The following is a 21,747-nucleotide window of genomic DNA, read 5'->3' on the forward strand; positions in this document are numbered from 1 at the left end:
TAGAGAGCTACATCGCCTACTACAACCAGGAACGCATAAGCCTCAGATTGAATGGCTTGAGTCCGGTACAATTTCGGACCCAAGCACGGAAACACTAACCCTTGTCCAACATTAGGGGGTCAGTTCACGTAAGGCCGAAACGGTCGGTGGTCGCCCCGCGAAAATGGATATCTCCGAAATCGCCGAAGCGGGCTACGCCAGGGACCGCTCGGCCAACGCCTCCAGTCGGCCCTGGCGCTTTATGGGGCACACAATCAAGATCAACGGCCGATAGTGGTGGTGGCTGCCAACAGCGAATAAAAAAAGGCGATGATCTCTCATCGCCCTTTTGGTATTTCAAGCCCCGCGCTTACTCGCGCGACTCAACACCCAACTCATCCCACACCGACTCAGCCAGGTGGAACGTAGCATTGGCCGCCGGAATACCGCAGTAGATCGCGCTCTGCATCAGCACTTCCTTGATCTCCGCGCGAGTAACACCATTGTTGGCCGCAGCACGCAAGTGCAGCTTCAACTCTTCATTGCGGTTCATGCCGATCAGCATGGCAATGGTGATCAGGCTGCGGGTATGGCGCGGCAGGCCTGGACGCGTCCAGATGTCACCCCAGGCGTGACGGGTGATCATTTCCTGGAACTCACCGTTGAACTCGGTGATGTTGGTCAGGCTGCGGTCCACGTGGGCGTCGCCCAGCACCGCGCGGCGAACTTTCATGCCTTCGTTGTAGCGTTCTTTCTCGTCCACGGATGACTCCTCGACTATCAGTGTTTGGCCAGCAGGAAATCCAGCACGCGCTGGGTGAAAGGTTCGCCAACCTGTACGTTGGACAGGTGCGCCGCGTAGAACTCGGTGTACTCGGCGCCCTTGATGTTTTCTTGCAGGAAGCGCCCATCGGCCGGGGTGGTGACCGCATCGCCAGTGCCGGCGATGACCAGGGTCGGCACCTTGATGGCGCCCAGTTGCTCTCGGAAGTCAGCGTCACGCACGGCGCCGCAGTTGGCGGCATAGCCCTGGGGCGAGGTGGCGGCCAGCATGTCGGTGATGCGCTTGGCTTCGGCCGGGTTGGCTTCGGCGTAATCAGGGGTGAACCAGCGGGCAATGGAGGCGTCACGCAGGGAGACCATGGCAGCCTGGCCGTCGCGCAGGACCATCTCGATGCGCGGGTTCCACACATCCGGGTTGCCGATCTTGGCGGCGGTGTTGCAGACGATCAGGCGGTTCAGGCGCGCGCCGGCGTTGATACCCAGCCATTGGCCGATCAGGCCGCCCATGGAGAGGCCGCAGAAGTGCGCGCGCTCGATGTGCAGGACGTCCAGCAGGGCGATCACGTCACCGCCCAGTTGCTCGATGCTGTAAGGGCCTTCGGTAACCAGCGAACCGCCGTGGCCACGGGTGTCATAACGCAATACGCGGAAATGCTGGGTCAGCCCGGCGATCTGCGTGTCCCACATTTCCAGGGACGTGCCCAGGGAGTTGGACATCACCAGCACCGGCGCGTCTGCCGGGCCATCGAGTTGGTAGTTCAGTTCACCATCAGCGAGTTGAATCTTGCCCACAACGGTTCTCCTTAGGCACTAAAACGAGAATGTTCAGCCACCGCGCGTTCGACCCAGGCCTGCGCCTGGCCGAGGTAATGCGCGGGGTCGAGCAGACGATCAAGCTCGTCCGCGGAAAGTTCGGCGGTCACCTTCGGCTCGTCGCCAAGCACCGCGCGCAGGTGGCGCTTTTCAGCCACGGCGCGTTTGCAGCATTGTTCCAGCAGATGGTGCGCCGCATCGCGGCCCAGGCGCTGCGCCAGGACGATGCTCACCGCTTCGGCCAGTACCAGGCCCTGGGTAAGGTCGAGGTTTTTCAGCATACGCGCGGCGTCCACTTCCAGGCCGTCGGCGAACAGCTGCGCCTGCTCCAGGGCACCGGCCACCAGGCAGCAGATTTCCGGCAGGGTGTCCCACTCGGCATGCCACAGGCCCAGGCTGCGCTCGTGTTCCTGGGGCATGGCGGCGAACATGGTCGACACCAGGCCCGGCACGCGGGTGGCGGCGCCAATCAGCACGGCCGCGCCCACCGGGTTGCGCTTGTGCGGCATGGTGGACGAACCACCCTTGCCCGGCGCGGAAGGTTCGAAGACCTCGGCGGCTTCGGTCTGCATCAGCAGGCTGACGTCGCGGCCCAGCTTGCCCAGGCTGCCAGCGACCAGGCCCAGCACCGAGGCGAACTCCACCAGGCGGTCGCGCTGGGTGTGCCAGGGCTGCTCGGGCAGGGTCAGTTGCAGCTCTTGCGCCAAGGCTTCGGCAACTGGCATGGCGTTGTCGCCCAACGCCGCCAGCGAGCCGGAAGCGCCGCCAAACTGCAGCACCAGCAGGCGCGGCTTGAGTTCTTGCAGGCGTTGGCGGCTGCGGGTAACCGCGCCCAGCCAGCCGGCTATTTTCATGCCCAGGGTCACGGGCGTGGCGTGTTGCAGCCAGGTGCGGCCGGCCAGCGGCGTGGCCTTGTAGCGCTCGGCCTGGCGTGCCAGCGAGTCGCCCAGGGTGGCCAGGCGAGCCTCCAGCAGTTGCAGCGCGTCGCGCAGTTGCAACACCAGGCCGGTGTCCATCACGTCCTGGCTGGTAGCCCCCAGGTGCACATAGCGCTCGGCTTCCGGCGCCTGGCTGGCGATCTGCTTGCCCAGCATCTTGACCAGTGGAATGGCCGAGTTGCCGGCGCTGCAGATAGCCTGGCCCAGCGCCTGGTAATCGTAGCGAGAGGCCTGGCAGGCCGCCTCGATGGGCGCCACTGCGTCGGCGGGAATCACCCCTGCCCGCGCTTCGGCACGGGCCAGGCCCGCCTCGAAGTCGAGCATGCCCTGCACACGGCCACGGTCGCTGAAAATATCGCGCATGGCATCGGCGCTGAAGTAGGCATCGAACAGTTGGTTGCTCGGTCTCTCGCTCATAAACCTTCCTTAATGGCGCGCGCCCGTTCCGGGCGCGCGCTGGCTGGATCAGTGATCGTGATGCAGGTACGACGGCTGCTTGGGCAGGCGCAGGCTGAACAGGAAGGCGATGGCCATCATGATCGTCACGTACCAGTAGAACGCGTTTTCGTTGCCGCCGGACTTGAAGCTCAAGGCGACGAATTCCGCCGAGCCGCCGAAGATGGCATTGGCCACGGCATAGGCCAGGCCCACGCCCAGGGCGCGCACTTGCGGCGGGAACATCTCGGCTTTGACCAGGCCACTGATCGAGGTGTAGAAGCTGACGATGGCCAGGGCCAGGGTAATCAGCACAAACGCCAGGAACGGGCTGGTCACGGTTTTCAGCACCAACAGGATCGGCAGGGTGAACAGCGTGCCCAGGGCGCCGAACCACAGCATGGAACTGCGACGGCCGATCTTGTCGGCCAGCATGCCGAACAGCGGCTGCATGCACATATAGAAGAAGAGTGCACCGGTCATCACGAAGCTGGAGGTCTTGGCGGTCATGCCAGCGGTGTTCACCAGGTACTTCTGCATGTAGGTGGTGAAGGTGTAGAAGATCAGCGAGCCGCCGGCGGTGTAGCCCAGCACGGTGATGAAGGCCGGGGTGTGGTTGCGGAACAGCCCGACGATGCTGCCGGCGTCCTTGTCCTGGCGGGTCTCGGCGCTGGTGGTTTCCTTCAGGGTGCGGCGCAGCAGCAGCGAGATCACTGCGGCGATGGCGCCCACCACGAACGGAATGCGCCAGCCCCAGGCGCGCAGTTCGTCTTCGCTGAGCACTTGCTGCAGTATCACCACCACCAGCACGGCCAGCAGTTGGCCGCCGATCAGGGTCACGTACTGGAACGAGGCGAAGAAGCCACGCTGGCCGCGCAGCGCCACTTCACTCATATAGGTAGCGGTGGTGCCGTATTCGCCGCCCACCGACAGGCCCTGGAACAAGCGCGCCAACAGCAGCAGAGCCGGGGCCCACAGGCCGATGCTTTCGTAGCCTGGCAGGCAGGCGATCACCAGCGAACCGGCGCACATCATCAGCACCGAGATCATCATGGAGTTCTTGCGACCGTGACGGTCGGCCACGCGGCCGAAGATCCAGCCACCGATGGGGCGCATCAGGAAGCCGGCCGCGAACACGCCTGCGGTGTTGAGCAACTGCACGGTGGCATCGGCGGACGGGAAGAAATGCGGTGCGAAGTAAATCGCGCAGAAGGCATACACATAGAAGTCGAACCATTCGACCAGGTTGCCCGAGGAAGCGCCGACGATTGCAAAGATGCGTTTGCTCCGCTCTTCGCCGGTGTAATGAGTTGTTGTCATGTTCTTATCACTCGTTAAGGTTGGTACTGGTAAGACATATACCGTAACAACCTCCCTCAACAAAACAATTACCCGAAAGCCCAGCGGCCTTGCGTGGAGGCCGATGGGCGTTTCGGGTAACCGGACTGCTCTGTATCAGACGCGTTCGATGGCCAGTGCCAGGCCTTGGCCGACGCCCACGCACATGGTCGCCAGGCCTTTCTTGCCGCCGGTTTTTTCCAGCTGGTGCAAGGCGGTCATGACGATACGCGCGCCGCTCATGCCCAGCGGATGGCCCAGGGCGATAGCGCCGCCGTTGGGGTTTACCTGCGGGGCGTCGTCAGCCAGGCCCAGTTCGCGCATCACTGCCAGGCCTTGGCTGGCGAAGGCTTCGTTGAGTTCGATGACGTCGAAATCGTTGACCGCCACGCCCAGGCGCTCGATCAGCTTGCGCACCGCAGGCACCGGGCCAATGCCCATGACGCGCGGGGCGACGCCGGCGCTGGCCATGCCCAGCACCCGGGCACGTGGCTTGAGGCCGTGTTTCTTCACGGCTTCGGCCGAGGCCAGGATCAGCGCGGCAGCACCGTCGTTGACGCCCGAGGCGTTGCCGGCGGTAACCGTCTTGTCAGGGCCGTTGACCGGCTTGAGCTTGGCCAGGGTTTCCAGGGTGGTGTCGGCGCGTGGGTGCTCGTCGGTGTCGACGATGGTCTCGCCCTTCTTGTGGGCAACACGCACGGGCACGATTTCCTCGGCGAAGTAGCCGGCGGCCTGGGCGGCGGCGGTACGCTGCTGGCTGCGCACGGCGAAGGCGTCCTGGTCGGCGCGCGAAACCTTGTAGTCGTCGGCGACGTTGTCGGCGGTCTGCGGCATGGCGTCGACGCCGTACTGGGCTTTCATCAGCGGGTTGATGAAGCGCCAGCCGATGGTGGTGTCTTCCAGCTTCATGTTGCGCGAGAACGCCGCGTCAGCCTTGCCCATCACGAACGGGGCACGCGACATGGACTCGACGCCGCCGGCAATGGCCAGCTCCATTTCGCCGCTGGCGATGGCGCGAAAAGCGGTGCCGATGGCGTCCATGCCCGAAGCGCACAGGCGGTTCAGGGTAACGCCCGGAATGGACTCCGGCAGGCCGGCCAGCAGCAGCGCCATGCGCGCCACGTTGCGGTTGTCTTCACCGGCCTGGTTGGCGCAGCCCAGGAACACTTCGTCCACCGCGTTCCAGTCCACTTGCGGGTTGCGTTCGATCAGGGCCTTGATGGGCGCTGCCGCCAGGTCGTCGGCACGCACGGTGGACAGGCCACCGCCAAAACGGCCGATGGGGGTGCGAATCGCGTCGCAGATGAATACTTCACGCATCAATCTTCTCCTGGTAATGGGCCGTGAGCGGTGGCAGCTCAGAATAAAAAAAGGCGCGAGGGGCACGCCGGAATGGGTAGCAGAGTAAGCTGCCGAATTTGTTGAAACAATCCGATAATCGACCTTGTGTGCGATCACCGAACCAATCCTTGCCTTGCTATTCAATTTGTGGGAGCTGGCTTGCCAGCGAGCTTTTGGGGCCTCGAAAAGCTCGCTGGCAAGCCAGCTCCCACAAGAATCAACAATCAGGTCGCGTCAGCGTGGCTGACCATGCCTTTGATGATCACGGCCGTGGTGGCCAGCGCCGCCGGGATCACCAACGCGGTCAACACCTGCTCGAAGTTCCAGCCCAGGCCCAGCAGGGTCGCGCCCATCCAGGCACCCAGGATGGCACCGAAGCGGCCGATGCCCAGCATCCACGATACGCCGGTGGCGCGGCCCTGGGTGGGGTAGAAACGCGCGGCCAGCGACGGCATTGCCGACTGGGCGCCGTTCACGCACATGCCCGCCACCAGTACCAGGGTCGCCAGCACGGTGATATGGCCCAGGCTTTGGCCCACCGCGTAAGCGAACACGCCGGCCAGCAGGTAGAAGGTGCCGATGACCTTGTGCGGGTTGAAGCGGTCCATCGCCCAGCCCACGCCCACGGCGCTGAGCACGCCACCGAACTGGAACAGCGCGCCGATGAAGGCGGCCTGTTCCATGCTGGCGCCGCTGTCGCGCATCAGCGTCGGCAGCCAGCTGGTGAGCAGGTACACGATCACCAGGCCCATGAAGTAGGTCAGCCACAGCAGCAAAGTGCCGGCGCTGTAGGTGCCGGAGAAGATCACCGCCAGCACGTTGCGGCCCTTCACGGTCTTCTGTTCCGGCACGCTGAAACTGCCCGCCTCGGCCACCACGGCCGGGGCGATGGGTGCCAGGGTCTTGCGGATGCGGTCAGTGCCACGGTTGCGCACCACCAGGAAACGCGCCGATTCAGGCAGCCACACCAGCAGCACCACGCCCAGCACCAGCGGCAGCAGGCCACCCAGCAACAGCAGGCTGTGCCAGCCGTAGGCCGGGATCAGCTTGGCGGAAATGAAGCCGCCGCCGGCCATGCCCAGGTTGAAGCCGCAGAACATGCTGGTGACCAGCAGCGAACGGAAGCGCTCGGGGGTGTATTCGGACAGCAGCGTGGTGGCGTTGGGCATGCCGGCGCCCAGGCCCAGGCCGGTGAGGAAGCGCAGCACCAGCAGCTGGTCGACGTTGCCGCTGTAGGCCGAGGCCAGGCTGAACGCACCGAACAACAGCACCGCGCCCACCAGTACCACCTTGCGGCCGAAGCGGTCGGCCAGCGGGCCCGAGCCCAGCGCGCCAAACACCATGCCGATCAGCGCCGCGCTCATTACCGGGCCCAGGCTGGCGCGGTCAATGCCCCAGTCCTGTGACAGCGCCGGGGCGATGAAGCCCATGGCCGCGGTATCCAGGCCATCGAGGAAAACAATCAGGAAGCACAGGATCACCACCCGCCATTGGTAACGGGACAGCGGTTGGGTGTTGATGAAGGACTGCACATCAAGGCAGTTCCCTACAGCAGTTTGGGGACGATTCATTATTTTTATTTCCGCAAAAGACGCGCAGGTGCACGTATGCCGGTACAGGACCGCACACTCAAAAAAATAGCTGAACGGGGATCAGGCTCCGCGGGATCGCAGGCGCACGAAAGGGATTGGGGTCATGGGGTCAACCTCTGCACTTTATTATTGGAAGGCCGAGCATGGCTCGACCTGTGCGGGCGACATTAATCAGCAGCGCTGCGCGGCGCAATTCGACAAACGTGGATCTGTGCGTTTATCGAACAGCAACCGCTGGGCGGCTCACGCGAACAATTGCGCGCTGAGGCCGCGGCTGGCGTTGAGCATGATCGGCAGAATGCGCTGCTCAAGATCGGTGCGGCTGGCGCGGCCGGCGTGGGTGCTGACGTTCAGCGCAGCCAGCACCTGGCCCGAGGCGTCGTACACCGGCACGGCAATGGAGCGCAGGCCCTGTTCCAGCTCCTGGTCGACGATGCACCAGCCCTGCTGGCGAACCAGTTGCAGGCATTCCAACAGCGCTTCGCGCGAGGTCAGGGTGCGGCTGGTCTTGGGCTGCAGTTCAACGTGGTCGAGGTAGTCCTTCAGGGTCACGTCGTCCAGCGCCGCCAGCAGAATGCGCCCCATGGACGTGCAATAGGCCGGCAGGCGGCCGCCCACGGCAAGGTCCACCGAAATCAGGCGTTGGGTGGTGGCCGAGCGGGCGATATAGAGGATGTCATCGCCTTCCAGGGTGGCCATGTTGCAGGCCTCGTGCAATTGCTCGCTCATGCTGTCCAGGTACGGCTGGGCGGTGACGGCCAGCGGCGTCGACGACAGGTAGGCGTGGCCCAGGGTCAGCACCTTGGGCAGCAGCGAATAGGTGCGCCCGTCGGTGGTGGCATAGCCCAGCTTGATCAGCGTGTGCAGGCAACGCCGCACGGCCGCGCGGGGAATCTCGGTGCGATGGCTGATCTGGGCGATGGTCAGGTGGCGCTTGCGCTCCTGGAACGCCTGCACCACCGCCAGGCCACGGGCCAGCGAGGTCATGAAGTCCGGATCGCCGGCGAACGCCTGGATACGCTTGGCCGGCGACGCCACGATGGGCGGCGCCAGTGAGGTGAATGAATTGCGCAGTTGATCGTTCATTCCGGGTCCTTTGCGTGGTCAATCAGTACATCGCGGGCCGCTGCCGTAAAAAACCGCTCGCGAAGGGCGATTATCGAACGATTGGCCGATAATCGCAATTGACGATTCGACGGGTTGCTTATACCTTTCCACTGCCACCATGTGGCTTCTTGGAGAGACTGGTCAGGTACCCACCAAAGAAGTCCCAGGCACGGCCTTGCTCTGGCAAGGCCGTTTTTATTCCCTCCGGCAGCCCATTCAAGTCGCTGTTTTCCTCGGTAACAAAAAACACACCAAACTTGCTGGCGGCCCTGCCGGCGGCAGATAGAGTTATCTGCAAGGATTGCTATAATATTCGTCGTGAGCCGTGTGATAGTTTAGTTCACACTGGCAAACAACCTTGTATGGGCCACTTCACTCTTTGCCCATATAGGCCCGGCCCACCACGGCCGGCCCCAAGCCAATAACCAGACTGTTGCTACGACAGCCCCCGTTTCGGTGCCGTGGCCGCCTGCCAGCACGGCAATGCGCAAACACCGAAATACAACGGACCTTTAGGTAACAATGTGACGAAAGATGAACTGCGCGCGGAACTTGAGCGCAAGGAACAACGTTACAAGGAAGTTTACGGCGGAGAAGTGACCACTTACGCCGCGCAACCCGAACCGGAACGCAAGCCATGGCGCAAACGCGCCAGCCTGCTCGACCAGGCGTTTGCCCAGGAAATACAAAAGATCGAAAAGGATCTGAAGGGCGAGGAACCTTGACGCCTGATCGCACTCTGATGGCGTGCCCTGGTGCGGCACGCACCATGACCGAGTGATGACGATCCAGTGACAGGGAAATTTCATACGCCCGTTTGAGGGTACCCAAGCAGGCGCTCAAGGCCGTGCTTTTCCCGTCAAACCCCGCTGTTTCGCGGCCCTGGCCCACCTGCCCCAGCGGGCTGGGAGCTGGCGGCCGACCTGACCAAATTGTCGAAATTTGTTACCAGTGAGCAGCGGGGGCATCGATTTCCGGGGTTTTCTGGCATAATCGCGCCCCCTTATGACCGGGTCAGAAAACCTTCATGATTGATTTATTCCACGGAGTCGACGCCTGGGTACTGGTGAGCCTTTTCTTCGCTCTCGCCTTTGTCCTGGCTTTCGAGTTCATCAATGGCTTTCATGACACCGCCAACGCGGTCGCTACAGTCATTTATACCAAAGCCATGCCGCCACACCTGGCCGTGTTCTTCTCCGGCGCCTTCAACTTCCTGGGGGTGTTGTTTGGCGGTGTGGGCGTTGCCTACGCAATCGTTCACTTGCTGCCGGTCGAGCTGCTGATCAACGTCAACACCGGCCAGGGGCTGGCCATGGTGTTCTCGCTGCTGGCGGCCGCGATTGCCTGGAACCTGGGCACCTGGTACTTCGGCATCCCGTCGTCCAGCTCGCACACGCTGATCGGTTCGATCCTGGGTGTGGGCCTGGCCAATGCCATGATCAACCACATCCCGCTGGGCAAGGGCGTGAACTGGCAGAAGGCGATCGACATCGGCGCCTCGCTGGTGGTTTCGCCCATCGTCGGCTTCTTCGTGGCGGCCCTGCTGCTGATCGCACTGAAGGCCTGGCGGCCGCTGTCGAACATGCACAAGACCCCCGAGCAGCGTAAAAAGACCGACTCCAAGAAACACCCGCCGTTCTGGAACCGCCTGGTGCTGGTGGTCTCGGCCATGGCCGTGAGCTTCGTGCACGGCTCCAACGACGGCCAGAAAGGCATCGGCCTGATCATGCTGGTGTTGATCGGTATCGTGCCGGCGCAGTTCGTCCTGGACCTGGGCAGCACTACCTACCAGATCGAGCGCACCCGCGACGCCACCGTCCACTTGAGCCAGTTCTACAAGCGCAATGAAGCAACGCTGGGCGAGTACCTGGCCCTGGGCAAGGCCCAGAGCGGTGACCTGCCGGACCAGTTCCGCTGCGAGCCACAGCAGACCGAGCCGACCATCAATGCGTTGATGACCACCCTCAACGGCGTGTCCGACTACCACACCCTGCCAGCCGAGAAGCGCATCGAAGTTCGCCGCTACCTGCTGTGCCTGGATGACACCGCACGCCAGGTGAGCAAGCTGCCAGTGCTGGATTCGCGTGAGAAGTCGGACCTGGAAAAGCTGCGCAAGGACCTGACCACCACCACTGAATACGCGCCCTTCTGGGTTGTGGTTGCAGTAGCGCTGGCGCTGGGCCTGGGCACCATGATCGGCTGGAAACGCGTGGTACTGACCATCGGCGAGAAAATCGGCAAGCAGGGCATGACCTATGCCCAGGGCATGTCGGCGCAGATCACCGCCGCGCTGTCCATCGGCCTGGCCAACGTGTTCAGCCTGCCGGTGTCCACCACCCACGTGCTGTCCTCGGGCGTGGCCGGCACCATGGTCGCGAACAAGAGCGGCCTGCAGGGCGGCACCATCAAGACCATCATGCTGGCCTGGGTACTGACCCTGCCAGCGTCGATGGCGCTGGCGGCCGGCCTGTTCTGGCTGTCGTCGAAAGTCGTGGCGTAAGGCCACCGCTGCTGAAAAAGGCGCCCACGGGCGCCTTTTTCATGCCTGAAGAAACCCCGTGGCAGCTGCCGAAGGCTGCGTCCGGGTTCGCTGCGGTATGTCGGGAACAACGCGGCGCCTTGAACGCGGCCTGCGGCCGCTGCTACGACGTTGTTGTGGGAGCTGGCTTGCCAGCGAGCTGTTGAGGCCCTAAAAACTCGCTGGCAAGCCAGCTCCCACAAATACAGCTGCTGCTACAGGGGAGCTGCCTTGGACGCGATGCGAACGACGCGATCGGCGGGGTGCGCGCGCCCCGGGCGCCACGGTCACCGGCGCTTCTTGCCGCCCAGCAACGACCCCATCAGCCCCCGCACCAACTCACGCCCTAGCTGGTTCGCCGCCTGGCGCATTGCCGATTTCAACGCCTGCCCGGCCGCCCCGCCCAGCAGTTCCCCGGCCCTGTCCGCCAGGCTCGGCTCCGTTGGCGCCGCTTCCTCAGGCGCTGGCGCTTTGCGTGCCAGCAGCATTTCGTAGGCAGATTCGCGGTCGACAGGCTTGTCATAACGCCCCGCCAGCGGCGATGCGGCAATGATGGCCGCCCGCTCCGCCTCGCTCAACGGCCCGATGCGCGACTGTGGTGGCGCCACCAGCACACGCTGCACCATGGCCGGCGTGCCCTTGTCCTGCAGGGTGCCGACCAGCGCCTCGCCAATGCCCAGTTCGGTCAGCACTGCCAGGCTGTCGAACGCAGGGTTGGGGCGAAAACCATCGGCCACCGCCTTCAGGGATTTCTGCTCCTTGGCGGTGAAGGCTCGCAGGCCGTGCTGCACCCGCAGGCCCAGTTGCGCCAACACGTTGTCAGGCAGGTCGGCGGGGGATTGGGTAACGAAATACACGCCCACGCCTTTGGAACGGATCAGCCGCACGACCTGTTCCAGGCGCTCCTGCAAGGCCTTGGGGGTGTCGGCGAACAGCAGGTGCGCTTCATCGAAGAACAGCGCCAGCAGCGGTTTGTCGGCGTCGCCGCGTTCGGGCAGTTGCTCGAACAGTTCGGCCAGCAGCCATAGCAGGAAGGTCGCGTAGACCTTGGGTGCCTCGTGCACCAGGCGGCTGGCATCGAGCAGGTGGATGCGCCCGCGGCCATCGGCGGCCGGTGCCAGCAGGTCCTGCAGCTGCAGCGCCGGCTCGCCGAACAGCGCCTCGGCGCCCTGCTGCTCCAGGGTGGCCAGGCGCCGCAGCAAGGCCTGGCTGGAGCCGGTGGTCATCAGCGCGCTGTCTTCACCCAGCACCTGGGGGTTGTCGCGCAGGTAACCCAGCAGCGCTTTCAAATCCTTGAGGTCCAGCAACAGCAGGCCATCGCGGTCGGCCACCTTGAACGCCGCGTACAGCGCGGCCTGCTGGCTATCGGTCAATTCCAGCAGGCTGCCCAGCAGCAGCGGGCCCATTTCGCTAAGCGTGGTGCGCAGCGGGTGGCCGCTTTGCCCGTGCACATCCCACAACGTCACCGGGTAGGCCTGGGGCCGGTGCTGCAGCCACGGCATGCCGGCGATGCGTTCGGCAATCTTGCCGCTGGGCGCGCCCGCCGCGCCCAGCCCGCACAGGTCTCCCTTGATGTCGGCGGCGAACACCGCCACCCCCGCATCACTGAAGCCTTCGGCCAGGCGCTGCAAGGTCACTGTCTTGCCGGTGCCGGTGGCACCGGCGATCAGGCCGTGACGGTTGGCCAGGCGCAGGTCCTGGCCCAGGGGCTGGCCGGCAAGGTCGGCACCAATGAGCAATTGCGCTAGGTCAGGCATTTCGTCACCTCGCTTAAGTTTTCTCTGGCCGCGGTCGATATAGCGGGTGGAAGACCCTAACTTTAAAAAACGTTCGCCCCGCCTTTTAGGGATGAAGGCACTGCTTAATCCACCTGCCCCGAATTAAGACCTTAGCGGATCGTATCCCCCATGAATAAAAACCTGAGATTCAGCCACAAGATTCTCATCGCGGCCTCGCTCATCGTGCTCGCCGCCTTTGCGTTGTTCACCCTGTATAACGATTACCTGCAACGCAATGCGATCCGCAAGGACCTGGAAAGCTACCTGCATGAAATGGGCGATGTAACTTCGACCAACATCAGCAATTGGTTGGGCGGGCGAATTCTGCTGGTGCAGAACGTGGTGGAAAACATTCGCCTCAACCCCGAGCCAGGCAACGTCAACCGGGTGCTGGAACAACCCACGCTCAACAACAACTTCCTGAACATTTACCTCGGCGACCCGCAGGGCAACTTCTACAACAAGCCGGAGGCCACCATGCCCGCCGGTTATGACCCGCGCGTGCGCCCCTGGTACAAAAGCGGCCTGGCCACCAGTGGCCCGCTGCTGACCGAACCCTATATCGACATGAGCACCGGCAAACTGGTGATTTCAATCGTGCAGGCCGCCAACCAGGGCAACACCAACCTGGGCGTGGTGGGCGGTGACCTGAGCCTGGACACCATGGACAAGATCATCCGCTCGCTGGACTTCGGCGGCATGGGCCATGCGTTCCTGGTGAGCGCCGACGGCAAGATCCTGGTGCACCCCGACCGCGACCTGGTGATGAAGACCCTGAATGACATGGCCCCAGGCAGCGACCTGAAGATCGACAGCGCCCTGCATGAAGTGGAAATCGGCGGCAAGACCCGCATCGTCACCTTCGCCCAGGTGCAGGGCCTGCCTTCGGTGAACTGGTACATCGGCCTGTCCGTGGACAAGGACAAGGCGTTCGCCATGCTGTCGCAGTTCCGCACCTCGGCGATGATCGCCACCGTGGTGGCCGTGGTCATCATCATTGCCCTGCTGGGCATGCTGATTCGCGTGCTGATGGGGCCGCTGCACACCATGATCCGCGCCATGGAGAACATTGCCGAAGGCGAAGGCGACCTGACCCGCCGCCTGCAGATCAGCGGCAACGACGAGTTTGGCATGCTGGGGCGCGCCTTCAACCGTTTCGTCGAGCGTATTCATGGCTCGATCCGCGAAGTGTCGTCGGCCACCGAACAGGTCAACGAGGTAGCGCTGCGCGTGGTCGCGGCGTCCAACTCGTCGATGCTCAACTCCGACGAGCAGTCCAACCGCACCAACAGCGTCGCCGCAGCCATCAACCAACTGGGCGCCGCCGCCCAGGAAATCGCCCACAACGCCGCGCAAGCCTCGCAACAGGCCACCAGCGCCCGGCGCCTGGCCGAAGAAGGCCAGCAGGTGGTTGAGAACAGCATCCAGGCCATGAACCGCCTGTCGGACCTGATCAGCACCTCCAGCGGCCACATCGAGACACTCAACAGCAAGACCGTGAACATCGGCCAGATTCTGGAGGTGATTACCAGCATCTCCCAGCAGACCAACCTGCTGGCGCTCAACGCAGCCATCGAGGCAGCGCGTGCCGGTGAAGCTGGCCGCGGCTTCGCGGTGGTGGCCGACGAGGTCCGCAACCTGGCGCACCGCACCCAGGAATCGGCGCAGCAGGTGCAAGCCATGATCGAGGAGCTGCAAGTGGGCGCCCGCGCCTCGGTGAGCACCATGGGCGAAAGCCAGCGCCACAGCCAGGACAGCGTTTCCATCGCCAACCAGGCCGGCGAGCGCCTGGGCAGCGTGACCGTGCGCATTGGCGAGATCGACGGCATGAACCAGTCGGTGGCCACCGCCACCGAGGAACAGACCGCCGTGGTGGACTCCATCAACATGGACATCAACGAGATCAACACCCTCAACCAGGAAGGCATCGAGAACCTGCAATCCACCCTGCGCGCCTGCTCGGACCTGGAGCAGCAGGCCACCCGCCTCAAGCAACTGGTGGGCAGCTTCCGCATCTAAGCCCCGCCGAGCGCGCCCCGCCCTGGGGCGCGCGATCGGATGAAACAACTGTCCCTGCCAGCGGTCAACCTAATGGAATGACACTGCGCAGGGATACCGATCGTGCATATCGCTGACATCACCATGTTCTACGCGCCCGCCAGTGGCGGCGTGAGAACCTATCTTGATGCCAAACACCGTCGCCTCATGACCAGCCCCGGCGTGCGCCACAGCCTGCTGATACCCGGCCCGGCGTTGAATGAGGACAACGGCATCTACCAGGTGCCCGCCCCCGCCCTGCCCTTCGGCAACGGCTACCGTTTCCCCCTGCGCCTGGCCCCCTGGCGCAACGTGCTCAAGGACCTGCAGCCGGACCTGATCGAGGTAGGCGACCCCTACCTCACGGCCTGGGCCGCCCTGGACGCACGGCGCCAACTGGATGTGCCGGTCATCGGTTTTTACCATTCAGACCTGCCACTGCTGGTGAGCAACCGCATGGGCAATTGGTTCACACCCAACGTCGAAGCCTACGTGAGCAAGCTGTACGGCAACTTCGACCGAGTGCTGGCGCCCAGCCAGGTGATGGCTGACAAGCTACGCGGCCTGGGCGTGGGCAACGTGCATGTGCAGCGCCTGGGCGTCGACCTCAACACCTTTAACCCGAGCCGCCGTGACCCTGCCTTACGCAGTGAACTGGGCTTGGGCGACGACGTGCGCCTGCTGATTTTTGCCGGCCGCGGCTCCAAGGAAAAGAACCTGCCGGTGCTGCTGCAGTGCATGCAGCGCTTGGGCCCAAAGTACCACCTGCTGCTGGTGGGCTCACACATGCCGGCCAACGTGCCACGCAATGTCACGGTGATGGACAACTTCCGCCCAGCCCATGAATTGGCAAGGCTGCTGGCCAGCGCCGACGCCCTGCTGCACGCCGGTGACCAGGAGACTTTCGGCCTGGTAATTCTGGAGGCCATGGCCAGCGGCATACCGGTGGTGGCAGTGGCGGCCGGCGCGTTCAACGAGATCGTCCAGCCCGACTGCGGCCTGCTGTGCCGCGCCAATGAACCGCTGGCCATGGCCGAGGCCGTGCGCGAGCTTTTCAGCCACGCCGCCGCCGACCTGGGCCAGCGTGCACGGCTGCACGCAGAGCAGCACTATGCCTGGGACACGGTAGTGGCCGGGCTCCTGGAACATTACCGCGCGGTGCTCGGCACCAGCGCCCGCAAGGTGGTTCGCCATGGCTGATGTGTTACTGGTGTTGCACGACGTGTCCCCACAAAGCTGGGAAGACTACAAACCCTTTGTCGACGCTGTCGATGCCTTGGGTGACATACCCATGACCCTGCTGGTAGTGCCTGATTTTCATCACCACAACCACCTGCATAACTTCCCGGCGTTCCGGCGCATGATGGACCTGCGCCTGGCCCGTGGCGACGAGTTGGCGCTGCACGGCTTCTACCATGCCGACGACGGCCCCATGCCGCATACCCCGCGCGAGTATTTCATGCGCCGGGTGTACACCTGGGAAGGCGAGTTCTACCAGCTGTCCGAAGCCGATGCGCTACTGCGCCTGGAGTCGGGGCTGGAGGTATTCGCCCGCAACGACTGGCCGGTACAGGGCTTCGTCGCCCCGGCCTGGCTGATGAGCGAGGGCACCCGCCGCGCCCTGGGCCGGCTGCCACTGAGCTATACCAGCGGCCCGCAGCAGCTGTACCGCCTGCCCGACTTCACCGAAATAGCGGCTCCGGGCCTGGTGTGGAGCGCCGGCAGCGCCTGGCGCCGCGGCTTCTCCAAGGTGCTCAGCGACTGGCGTGAACAGCAGTGGCAGGCCGCCTCCTGCATCCGCCTGGGCCTGCACCCCGTGGACATGCGCCATGAATATTCGCGCCAATATTGGCTGGACACCCTGCAGCGCCTGCTGCAGCAAGGCCGCCAACCGTTGACCAAACTGGCCTGGGTGCAACGCCAGGTCGTTGCCCGCAACGCCGCATGAAACGCTGGCTGTGGCTGGCGGCGGCCATCCTGGTGGCGGTACTGATTCCGCTGTGGCTGGGTGGCGCCGACATGCTCGGGAGACTGCAGCGTTTCCCAGCTGCGCTGTGGCCGGTCATGTTCGCCATGATCGGCTTGTGCTGGTGCATCAATGCCCTGCGGCTGCGGCTGTTGCTGGGCGCCATGGCCGGCCGCCTGACCTTGCGGCGCTGCCTGGGCACGGTGATGGCCACCGAGTTCGCCATCTGCGCCACACCCGGCGGCAGCGGCGGGCCGCTGACATTGTTGGCGCTGCTGGGGCGCTTCGGCGTGCGCCCGGCACGGGCCAGCGCGGTGTTTGCCATGGACCAGCTCAGCGACCTGGTGTTTTTCCTCTGCGCACTGGCCGGGATATTCCTTTACGCCCTGTTTCATCACCTTAACCACGGCCTGCAATGGCTGCTGACCCTGAGCGCCTTGCTGATGCTGGGCGTAGCGGCGCTTGGCCTGGCGCTGGTGCGCTGGCATCGGCACGTGATCCGCTTCAACGGCCGGTTGCTGGCTACCGTCGGCGTGGGCAGGCTGAAACGGCGGCGCTGGGCGCGCAAGCTGCTGCGCTTTCTCGAAGCCTTCGCCGACACCTGCGCCCTGCCACGGCCGGTGCTGGCCAAGGTATTCCTGCTGACCTGCCTGCACTGGGGCGTGCGCTACAGCGTGCTGTACCTGGCCCTGCGCGGGCTGGGCGCCGACGTGCAGTGGGCGTGGACGTTCCTGATTCAGATGCTGTCGCTGAGCGCCGGGCAATTCAGCTTGCTGCCAGGTGGCGCAGGCGCGGCAGAACTGACCTCGGCGGCGTTGCTCGCGCCCATGGTGGGCAAGGCCAGCGCGGCGGCGGCGATTCTGATATGGCGGGTGGTGACCTATTACTTCTACCTGGTAGCCGGCGGCCCAGTGTTCGCCGCCATGGTCGGCGGCCCGCTGCTGCGCCGGCTCAAGCACCGCACAACCCCGTAGCAGCTGCCGCAGGCGGCGTCCGTTGCGCGGCGCTCTTCCGGGCACACCGCAGCGAACCCGGACGCAGCCTTCGGCAGCTGCTACGGGGGACACATCGCGTCGTTTGGGCTGTTCCCCTGTAGCAGCGGCTGCAGGCCGCGTCCAAGGCGCCGCACTTTCCCGGCATACCGCAGCGAGCCCGGACGCAGCCTTCGGCAGCTGCTACGGGGGACGCATGGCGTCGTTTGGGCTGTTCCCCTGTAGCAGCGGCTGCAGGCCGCGTCCAAGGCGCCGCACTTTCCCGGCATACCGCAGCGAGCCCGGACGCAGCCTTCGGCAGCTGCTACGGGGATGCATCGCGTCGTTTGGGCAGTTCCCTGTAGCAGCGGCCGCAGGCCGCGTCCAAGGCGCCGCACTTTTCCCGGCACACCGCAGCGAGCCCTGACGCAGCCTTCGGCAGCTGCTACGGGGATGCATCGCGTCGTTTGGGCAGTTCCCTGTAGCAGCGGCCGCAGGCCGCGTCCAAGGCGCCGCACTTTCCCGGCATACCGCAGCGAGCCCGGACGCAGCCTTCGGCAGCTGCTACGGGGATGCATCGCGTCGTTTGGGCAGTTCCCTGTAGCAGCGGCCGCAGGCCGCGTCCAAGGCGCCGCACTTTTCCCGGCACACCGCAGCGAACCCTGACGCAGCCTTCGGCAGCTGCTACGGGGATGCATCGCGTCGTTTGGGCAGTTCCCTGTAGCAGCGGCCGCAGGCCGCGTCCAAGGCGCCGCACTTTTCCCGGCACACCGCAGCGAGCCCGGACGCTGCCTTCGGCAGCTGCTACGGCGTTTCGGGGGATTTGGGGTGGGTTTGCTCCCACAACGCTTCGGCGCCGGGGAACTCGGTGCCGTCGTCGTCGCTCAGGGCATCCGGGTCGTAACGGGCCAGGCAGCCCTCGCCCAGGGTGGGCGGGGGCGTGGCAGCCGCCTTGTCGCGGGGGTCGCTCATGGGGCCGCCTCGCTGCTCAAGCCAGGGTCAGTTGAATACCACGGTCTTGTTGCCGTGCACCAGCACGCGGTCTTCCAGGTGGTAGCGCAGGCCACGGGCCAGCACCATTTTCTCGACGTCACGGCCGAAACGCACCATGTCTTCGATACTGTCGCTGTGGCTTACGCGTACCACGTCCTGCTCAATGATAGGCCCGGCGTCCAGTTCCTCGGTCACATAGTGACAGGTGGCGCCGATCAGTTTCACGCCACGCAGGGAAGCCTGGTGGTACGGCTTGGCACCAACGAACGACGGCAGGAAGCTGTGGTGAATGTTGATCACCTTCTGCGCGTATTCCTGGCACAGCTGCGGCGGCAGGATCTGCATGTAGCGCGCCAGCACCACCACGTCGGCCTGGTGGTGATTGACCAGGCGCGAGACTTCGGCAAACGCCGGCTGCTTGTCCTTCGGGTCTACCGGCACGTGGTAGTAGGGAATACCGTGCCACTCGACCATGCTGCGCAGGTCGTCGTGGTTGGAGATCACGCAGGCGATCTCGCAGTCCAGCTCGTCGCTGTGCCAGCGGTGCAGCAAGTCGGCCAGGCAGTGCGACTCGCGGCTGGCCATCAGCACCACGCGCTTTTTCTGTTCGGTGTCGGTAATACGCCACACCATGGCGAATTCTTCGGCGATTGGCGCGAACGCCTCGCGGAAGGCTTCGATGCCGAACGGCAGGGTGTCGGCGCGGATTTCGTGACGCATGAAGAACCAGCCGCTCTGGTCATCAGAGTGGTGGCTTGCTTCATTGATCCAGCCGTTATGGGAAGCCAGGAAATTACTGACTTTGGCAACAATGCCAACGCGGTCCGGGCAAGCGATAACCAGCCGAAAAGTGCGCATGAGGGGAAACTCCAAGACTTCGCAAAGGCGGCTATTCTAGCGGACACTCGAAAAAACTGCAGTATTCCTTGCGTCGGTGCGAAGCGTGCAGCGTGATTGCCCCTGCATCTATCAGGGTTATCCGGCAGGGGCTGCCTTGATTGCCGACGACACTCATGAATAAGCGACCGTTCAAACTTAAATAGCTACCGCCGGTCACGATTAAAATAACGTCATTTGTGAAGCCATCGGCGCTTTAATGTTTACTTGAACAAAAGCTATGACTATTATTGAGCCAAGTATCCCTGACACACAGCATTCACAAGGTCCTGCTCATGTCCCTGATCAACGAATACCGCGCCACAGAAGAAGCCATCAAAGAACTGCAAGCCCGTTTGAAGAACCTGTCGCAAGACGACAAACTGCAAACCGAGCTGGAATTCGAAGGTAAACTGCGCACCCTGATGGGCGAATACCAGAAATCCCTGCGTGACATCATCGCGCTGCTGGATCCTGAAGCCAAGCTGAACAAAGCTCCACGTGGCGCTGCCGTTAAAGTCACTGGCACCAAGCGCGCTCGTAAAGTTAAGCAATACAAAAACCCGCACAACGGTGAAGTCATCGAAACCAAAGGTGGCAACCACAAGACCCTGAAAGAGTGGAAAGCCAAGTGGGGCGGCGACGTCGTCGAAAGCTGGGCAACTCTGCTGGGCTAATTGAATCGGCTCGCGCCGTTCGATCCCCAGAAAAAACGCCAGCAATTTGCTGGCGTTTTTTTATGCCTGAAATAAAGTGCTACAACACCAGGCGTGCTTTCAGCGCAACGACATGCGCCTGCCACTGCGCCAACACCTGCGCCTGGGCGGGCGTGGCCTGGGCCTGCCATTGGCGCAACGCCTCGGCGAAACCATCCAGGGTATTGGGCGCGCCCTGGGCCGGGTCGGTCAAACGCTGGCGGCAGAACTCGGCCCACGCCTGGCGTTCCTCTTCGTTCAACGTATCGGGGAAGTTACGTGCGCGGTAGCGAAACAATAACTCGGGCAAACGCTCATCATCGAACATCCAGGTTTCCAGCGCCAACTGATGCGGATCCAGTGTACGCACTCGCTCACATAAACGCCGGTCACGGTCACCGATGAAGCCTGCGTATAACTGTTGCTCCGGATCGTCCACGCTACTGAATGCTTCCTCGCCATACAGCGCCGGCAGTTTGTCGCGCCATTGTGCGTGGGCCTGCGTCAACTGCTCGGCACGTTGCAGATAAAGGTTCATATCCAGTTGCAGGCGTTGACGATCTTCCTCACGCACTACACCCAGCGGCGCCACTACCGGACAGCGATTGACATGCACCAGCTTGAGTGGCACCGGCAATTGCCCTTCGGGCAATTCATCGCGGCGCGTGTACAAACGCTGCAGCAAAACTTCCACCGGCTCGTGCAACAACGGCTGTGGATCAAAATGCAGATCGCAGACAATCAACGCATTTTTATTTCGCGGGTGCCAGGCCAGCGGCAGCACCACGCCGAGATAATTGCGCTCGGCGGAAAAACGTCCGGAAATATGTACCAGTGGCTGCAACAGGCGAATCTGGTCCAGCACTTTGGTTTTACTGCGCAGCTGATACAACCAGTTATACAGTTTGGGCTGGCGGTCACGAATCAGTCGTGCCAAGGCAATAGTGGCCCGTACGTCGGACAATGCGTCGTGGGCCTGGCCGTGATCAATGCCGTTGGCGGCAGTGAGCAACTCCAGCTTCATGCTGACCCGCCCATCCACCTGCGGCCAGACAATGCCGTCGGGGCGCAGGGCATAGGCGGCGCGGACCACGTCGATCAAGTCCCAGCGGCTGTTGCCGCCCTGCCACTCGCGGGCGTAGGGGTCGAAGAAGTTGCGGTAGAGGCTGTAGCGGGTGACTTCATCGTCGAAGCGCAGCGTGTTGTAGCCCGCGCTGCACGTGCCGGCGCGGGCCATCTGCGCGTGCACCCGGGTCATGAACTCGGCCTCGCACAGGCCGCTGTCGGCCAGGCGCTGCGGGGTGATGCCGGTGACAACGCAGGCAGCCGGGTGCGGCAGGATATCGTCGCTGGGCTGGCAATAAAGGTTGATCGGCGCTTCGATCTCGTTGAGGTCGGCATCGGTGCGAATACCGGCGACCTGCAGCGCCCGGTCATTGCACGGGTTGATGCCGGTGGTTTCGTAGTCGTACCAGAAAATGCTGGAGTTCACGGGGTGTTCCTGTACACAAAGTCGGCAAAGTCTAGGCGTTAGCGGCCACCGGGACCAGCCATGCATGAATGTCGGGTTGCTTCGCCCCCGCCGGG

At 63.6% G+C, this 21,747-nt stretch carries 19 protein-coding genes; 8 read left to right on the forward strand and 11 right to left on the reverse strand.

All coding sequences use genetic code 11. The features are described 5' to 3' along the window. Positions 1–98 (forward strand): IS3 family transposase (locus AC0SZ7_RS30120; RefSeq protein ID WP_475504378.1); only part of this gene is annotated, 98 nt, incomplete at its 5' end. Between the two features lie 251 nt (positions 99–349). Here the strand turns inward: AC0SZ7_RS30120 and pcaC are convergent. The 7 genes from pcaC to pcaR form a co-directional block, all read right to left on the reverse strand. Then, on the reverse strand, positions 350–742 hold the full coding sequence (gene pcaC, locus AC0SZ7_RS30125; RefSeq protein WP_027976947.1) for a 4-carboxymuconolactone decarboxylase: 393 nt from the start codon (positions 740–742) through the stop codon (positions 350–352). A 17-nt stretch (positions 743–759) separates the two neighbouring features. Beyond that, positions 760–1,554 (reverse strand): 3-oxoadipate enol-lactonase, encoded by a 795-nt coding sequence (gene pcaD, locus AC0SZ7_RS30130; protein WP_475507751.1) that lies wholly within the window; start codon positions 1,552–1,554, stop codon positions 760–762. Positions 1,555–1,565: 11 nt separating this feature from the next. Next, a complete protein-coding gene (locus AC0SZ7_RS30135; RefSeq protein WP_475507752.1) occupies positions 1,566–2,930 on the reverse strand; it encodes a 3-carboxy-cis,cis-muconate cycloisomerase in 1,365 nt (454 codons plus the stop codon). A 48-nt stretch (positions 2,931–2,978) separates the two neighbouring features. Continuing rightward, positions 2,979–4,268: an MFS family transporter gene (locus AC0SZ7_RS30140; RefSeq protein WP_475507753.1), complete on the reverse strand. Its 1,290-nt coding sequence runs from the start codon at positions 4,266–4,268 to the stop codon at positions 2,979–2,981. Between the two features lie 135 nt (positions 4,269–4,403). Beyond that, a complete protein-coding gene (pcaF, locus tag AC0SZ7_RS30145; protein WP_416426713.1) occupies positions 4,404–5,609 on the reverse strand; it encodes a 3-oxoadipyl-CoA thiolase in 1,206 nt (401 codons plus the stop codon). A 242-nt stretch (positions 5,610–5,851) separates the two neighbouring features. After that, on the reverse strand, positions 5,852–7,198 hold the full coding sequence (gene pcaK, locus AC0SZ7_RS30150; protein WP_475507754.1) for a 4-hydroxybenzoate transporter PcaK: 1,347 nt from the start codon (positions 7,196–7,198) through the stop codon (positions 5,852–5,854). Positions 7,199–7,462: 264 nt separating this feature from the next. Next, positions 7,463–8,305, reverse strand: a complete 843-nt coding sequence (gene pcaR, locus AC0SZ7_RS30155) for a pca regulon transcriptional regulator PcaR (RefSeq protein WP_475507755.1) — start codon at positions 8,303–8,305, stop codon at positions 7,463–7,465. A 545-nt stretch (positions 8,306–8,850) separates the two neighbouring features. Here pcaR and AC0SZ7_RS30160 point away from each other — a divergent pair. Together AC0SZ7_RS30160 and AC0SZ7_RS30165 are read left to right on the forward strand one after the other, a co-directional pair. Beyond that, complete coding sequence (locus AC0SZ7_RS30160) at positions 8,851–9,051, forward strand: hypothetical protein (RefSeq protein WP_475507803.1); 201 nt, start codon at positions 8,851–8,853, stop codon at positions 9,049–9,051. 302 nt (positions 9,052–9,353) lie between these two features. After that, positions 9,354–10,826, forward strand: a complete 1,473-nt coding sequence (locus tag AC0SZ7_RS30165; RefSeq protein ID WP_475507756.1) for an inorganic phosphate transporter — start codon at positions 9,354–9,356, stop codon at positions 10,824–10,826. Positions 10,827–11,131: 305 nt separating this feature from the next. On the opposite strand, the gene AC0SZ7_RS30170 is transcribed toward AC0SZ7_RS30165, so the two are convergent. Continuing rightward, positions 11,132–12,601, reverse strand: a complete 1,470-nt coding sequence (locus AC0SZ7_RS30170; protein WP_475507757.1) for a helicase HerA-like domain-containing protein — start codon at positions 12,599–12,601, stop codon at positions 11,132–11,134. Positions 12,602–12,751: 150 nt separating this feature from the next. Between AC0SZ7_RS30170 and AC0SZ7_RS30175 the strand changes: the two genes are divergently transcribed. The 4 genes from AC0SZ7_RS30175 (at position 12,752) to AC0SZ7_RS30190 (ending at position 17,599) form a co-directional block, all read left to right on the forward strand. Next, positions 12,752–14,641 (forward strand): methyl-accepting chemotaxis protein, encoded by a 1,890-nt coding sequence (locus AC0SZ7_RS30175; RefSeq protein ID WP_475507758.1) that lies wholly within the window; start codon positions 12,752–12,754, stop codon positions 14,639–14,641. Positions 14,642–14,734: 93 nt separating this feature from the next. Continuing rightward, entirely contained in the window at positions 14,735–15,859 is a 1,125-nt protein-coding gene (locus AC0SZ7_RS30180; protein ID WP_475507804.1) for a glycosyltransferase family 4 protein, read from the forward strand. Further along, entirely contained in the window at positions 15,852–16,607 is a 756-nt protein-coding gene (locus AC0SZ7_RS30185) for a DUF2334 domain-containing protein (RefSeq protein WP_475507759.1), read from the forward strand. Before AC0SZ7_RS30180 ends, AC0SZ7_RS30185 begins: the two co-directional genes overlap by 8 nt. Beyond that, positions 16,604–17,599, forward strand: coding sequence for a lysylphosphatidylglycerol synthase transmembrane domain-containing protein (locus AC0SZ7_RS30190; protein WP_475507760.1), 996 nt, complete (start codon positions 16,604–16,606; stop codon positions 17,597–17,599). Before AC0SZ7_RS30185 ends, AC0SZ7_RS30190 begins: the two co-directional genes overlap by 4 nt. Positions 17,600–18,400: 801 nt before the next feature. On the opposite strand, the gene AC0SZ7_RS30195 is transcribed toward AC0SZ7_RS30190, so the two are convergent. Both AC0SZ7_RS30195 and purU read right to left on the reverse strand, forming a co-directional pair. Further along, complete coding sequence (locus AC0SZ7_RS30195) at positions 18,401–18,568, reverse strand: hypothetical protein (protein ID WP_475507761.1); 168 nt, start codon at positions 18,566–18,568, stop codon at positions 18,401–18,403. Between the two features lie 27 nt (positions 18,569–18,595). Further along, positions 18,596–19,447: a formyltetrahydrofolate deformylase gene (gene purU, locus AC0SZ7_RS30200; protein ID WP_475507762.1), complete on the reverse strand. Its 852-nt coding sequence runs from the start codon at positions 19,445–19,447 to the stop codon at positions 18,596–18,598. A 314-nt stretch (positions 19,448–19,761) separates the two neighbouring features. Here purU and mvaT point away from each other — a divergent pair, with 314 nt between their 5' ends. Further along, positions 19,762–20,142, forward strand: a complete 381-nt coding sequence (gene mvaT, locus AC0SZ7_RS30205; protein ID WP_475507763.1) for a histone-like nucleoid-structuring protein MvaT — start codon at positions 19,762–19,764, stop codon at positions 20,140–20,142. 79 nt (positions 20,143–20,221) lie between these two features. Here the strand turns inward: mvaT and sbcB are convergent, their stop codons facing one another. Further along, positions 20,222–21,652 carry an exodeoxyribonuclease I gene (gene sbcB, locus AC0SZ7_RS30210; RefSeq protein WP_475507764.1) on the reverse strand — a complete coding sequence of 477 codons (1,431 nt, stop codon included), beginning with the start codon at positions 21,650–21,652 and terminating at the stop codon, positions 20,222–20,224. Between the last annotated feature and the right edge of the window lie 95 nt (positions 21,653–21,747).

The organism is Pseudomonas sp. JC1203 (assembly GCF_056175065.1).